Genomic DNA, 2,923 nt, shown 5'->3' on the forward strand with positions numbered 1-2,923 from the left:
GCGATAGACGTGATGCGGAAGCTCCTGGGCGGCCGCGTAGCCTTCGTAATTACCGGCTATTCCGAACGGTGGGTCGGTGAACCATAGTGAGTTATCCGACTTGACCACGACATCATTGGGCGAATTGAGCGGCTTGCCTTCGAAGCAGTCAAAAATCACAGTAATAGTGCCGTCGTATTCAGTGCGGGTTACGCGTCGTCCCGAGTGCTCGCATGTCACGAGCCGACCCTGACGGTCCCGCGTATTGCCGTTGGCATAGGCTGACGGCCTGCGAAATATGCTTACCGCACCAGTCTCCTCTTCCCATTTGAGGATACGGTTGTTTGGAATGTCGCTCCAGAGCAGGTAGCGGCCATCACCAAACCACACCGGCCCTTCGCACCATCGACAATCGGAGGCAAGACGCTCCACAGACGCATTGAAGATCCGATATTTCGCAAAGTCTGCTTCGATAAGCTCGATGGCGGGATCGGGATAGCGTTCGCTTCGTTCCCACCGGGCGCGGAAATCGTCAGGTCCGCTCGGAATTGATGCTTTTTGCGAATCCATGCTTCCCTCCCCGCACAGGGCCCCGGCCTGTAGTCGTTTCAACGCAATGTCAGCCAGTTCGCAGCCACAAGGCGAACCCGGAAATCTTAGCGAAGCGGGCGCGGCGAGCAACTATCGCACTCCGCTCAAAGCCCAATTTCGGTTTCCGGAGCACTTTCGGCGTCGATCGCGGCCCCAATAACCGCCGCCTCGCGGCCGGCCTCAAGCCGTCGGCCCCCTTTTGAGCTGGTGGGCGGTGACGGACTCGAACCGCCGACATCCTGCGTGTAAAGCAGGCGCTCTACCAGCTGAGCTAACCGCCCTCTCCGACCCATAGCGCCCATTGCTGCATCGTGGCAAGTGGCGAACTCCCGGCCTTGGCGGTCGGTGGACTGTAACACTCGTCCCAATCGATCCGCGAGGGCTCGCGGCAAGTCGCCATGGTATCCGGGTTTTTGGGACTGAGCTGGTCGGCGCGATCGCACAAAAGGCGGCGCCATTCACGGGCGCCGCCTCCTTTCAGGAATTGAGCTCGAGCCTCCGCGTCCACCGACGCTCGGGGTCTCACTCCCACAAGCCATCCACTCAGTGGGCCGTCAACCCCGGAACCTCGTCATCCGAACCCTCCGACGGCTTGGGGCGGGACTCGTCCTTAGCACGCGTCTCATCCCAAACAATCGGCTCGGGTCTTAGCGTCAAGGCGTGGCTCAACACTTCGTCCATAAGCGACACAGGTACGATTTCGAGCGCATTCTTGACGGCATCAGGAATTTCGACGAGGTCCTTGGCATTCTCCTCAGGTATCAGCACCGTCTTAATTCCACCGCGCAACGCGGCCAGCAACTTTTCCTTGAGCCCTCCGATCGGCAATACCCTTCCCCGCAAGGTGATTTCGCCCGTCATGGCCACGTCTCGGCGCGCCGGAATGCCGGACATCACGGATACAATCGCCGTCACCATCGCCACACCCGCCGACGGACCGTCCTTGGGTGTCGCACCTTCAGGCACGTGCACATGGATGTCGCGCCGGTCAAATAGTGGCGGCTCGATGCCAAAGTCGACCGCCCGGGATCGCACGTAAGACGCCGCGGCAGAGATTGACTCTTTCATAACGTCGCGCAAGTTACCGGTCACGGTCATTTTGCCTTTGCCGGGCATCATGACTCCTTCGATGGTGAGCAATTCGCCACCCACCTCGGTCCAAGCAAGGCCGGTAACGACACCCACCTGGTCATTCTGCTCGACCTCACCATAGCGAAACTTCGGCACGCCAAGGTAGTCGGAGAGATTGGCATTCGTGACCTTCACCGATTTCTTTTTGGAGGTCATGAGCTCCTTGACCGCTTTGCGGATCAACGTCGAGAGCTCTCGGTCGAGGTTGCGCACGCCGGCCTCTCGCGTGTAGCGACGAATCATCGTGAGCAACGCGTCCTCATCAACCGCCCATTCCCTGGTGATAACACCATGTTTTGTGAGGGCATTTGGGATCAGGTGCTTGCGCGCGATCTCAACCTTCTCATCCTCCGTGTAACCGGCGATGCGAATGATCTCCATGCGATCCATCAAGGGCGGCGGAATGTTGAGCGTATTCGCCGTGGTGACAAACATCACGTTCGAGAGATCGTAATCAACCTCGAGATAGTGATCGTTGAAAGTATGGTTCTGCTCGGGATCGAGCACTTCGAGCAGTGCCGAAGACGGGTCTCCCCTGAAATCGGCGCCCATCTTATCGACTTCGTCCAGCAGGAATAACGGATTGGTCGACTTCGCCTTACGCATGGACTGGATGATCTTACCCGGCATAGAGCCGATATACGTGCGCCGGTGCCCGCGGATCTCGGCTTCGTCACGAACGCCGCCGAGCGACACGCGAACGAAATCGCGCCCTGTGGCTCGGGCAATCGACTTGCCGAGGGAGGTTTTTCCCACACCGGGTGGCCCGACCAGGCACAGAATTGGCCCTGTCAACTTGTTGGCCCGTTGCTGGACTGCAAGATACTCGACGATGCGCTCTTTGACCTTGTCGAGGCCAAAATGATCGGCATCGAGGATCTCCTGCGCGTGGTTGAGATCTTTCTTGATTTTAGATTTCTTGCCCCAGGGGATGGACAAAAGCCAATCAAGATAGTTGCGCACCACGGTTGCTTCCGCTGACATCGGCGACATTTGACGCAGCTTCTTGAGCTCGTGCTGAGCCTTCTCACGCGCCTCCTTCGACAGCTTGGTCTTCTTTATCTTATCTTCAATCTCAGCGAGCTCGTCGCGACCTTCTTCGTCGCCGAGCTCCTTCTGGATCGCCTTCATCTGCTCGTTGAGGTAGTACTCGCGCTGCGTCTTCTCCATCTGCCGCTTGACGCGCGTGCGTATGCGTTTCTCGACCTGGAGCACGGAGATC

At 58.4% G+C, this 2,923-nt stretch carries 2 protein-coding genes and 1 tRNA gene; all 3 read right to left on the reverse strand.

What is annotated here, in order from left to right:
- The coding region (locus tag VEJ16_03385; protein HYB08695.1) for an SMP-30/gluconolactonase/LRE family protein at nucleotides 1-549 on the reverse strand (549 nt) is incomplete at its 3' end.
- A 226-nt stretch (nucleotides 550-775) separates the two neighbouring features.
- Nucleotides 776-851, reverse strand: a tRNA-Val gene (locus VEJ16_03390).
- A gap of 262 nt (nucleotides 852-1,113) precedes the next feature.
- Nucleotides 1,114-2,923, reverse strand: a 1,810-nt coding sequence (lon, locus tag VEJ16_03395) for an endopeptidase La (GenBank protein ID HYB08696.1), incomplete at its 5' end; no start/stop codon positions are given.

The sequence above is a fragment of the Alphaproteobacteria bacterium genome (genome assembly GCA_035625915.1).
Classification (GTDB): Bacteria; Pseudomonadota; Alphaproteobacteria; order JACZXZ01; family JACZXZ01; genus DATDHA01.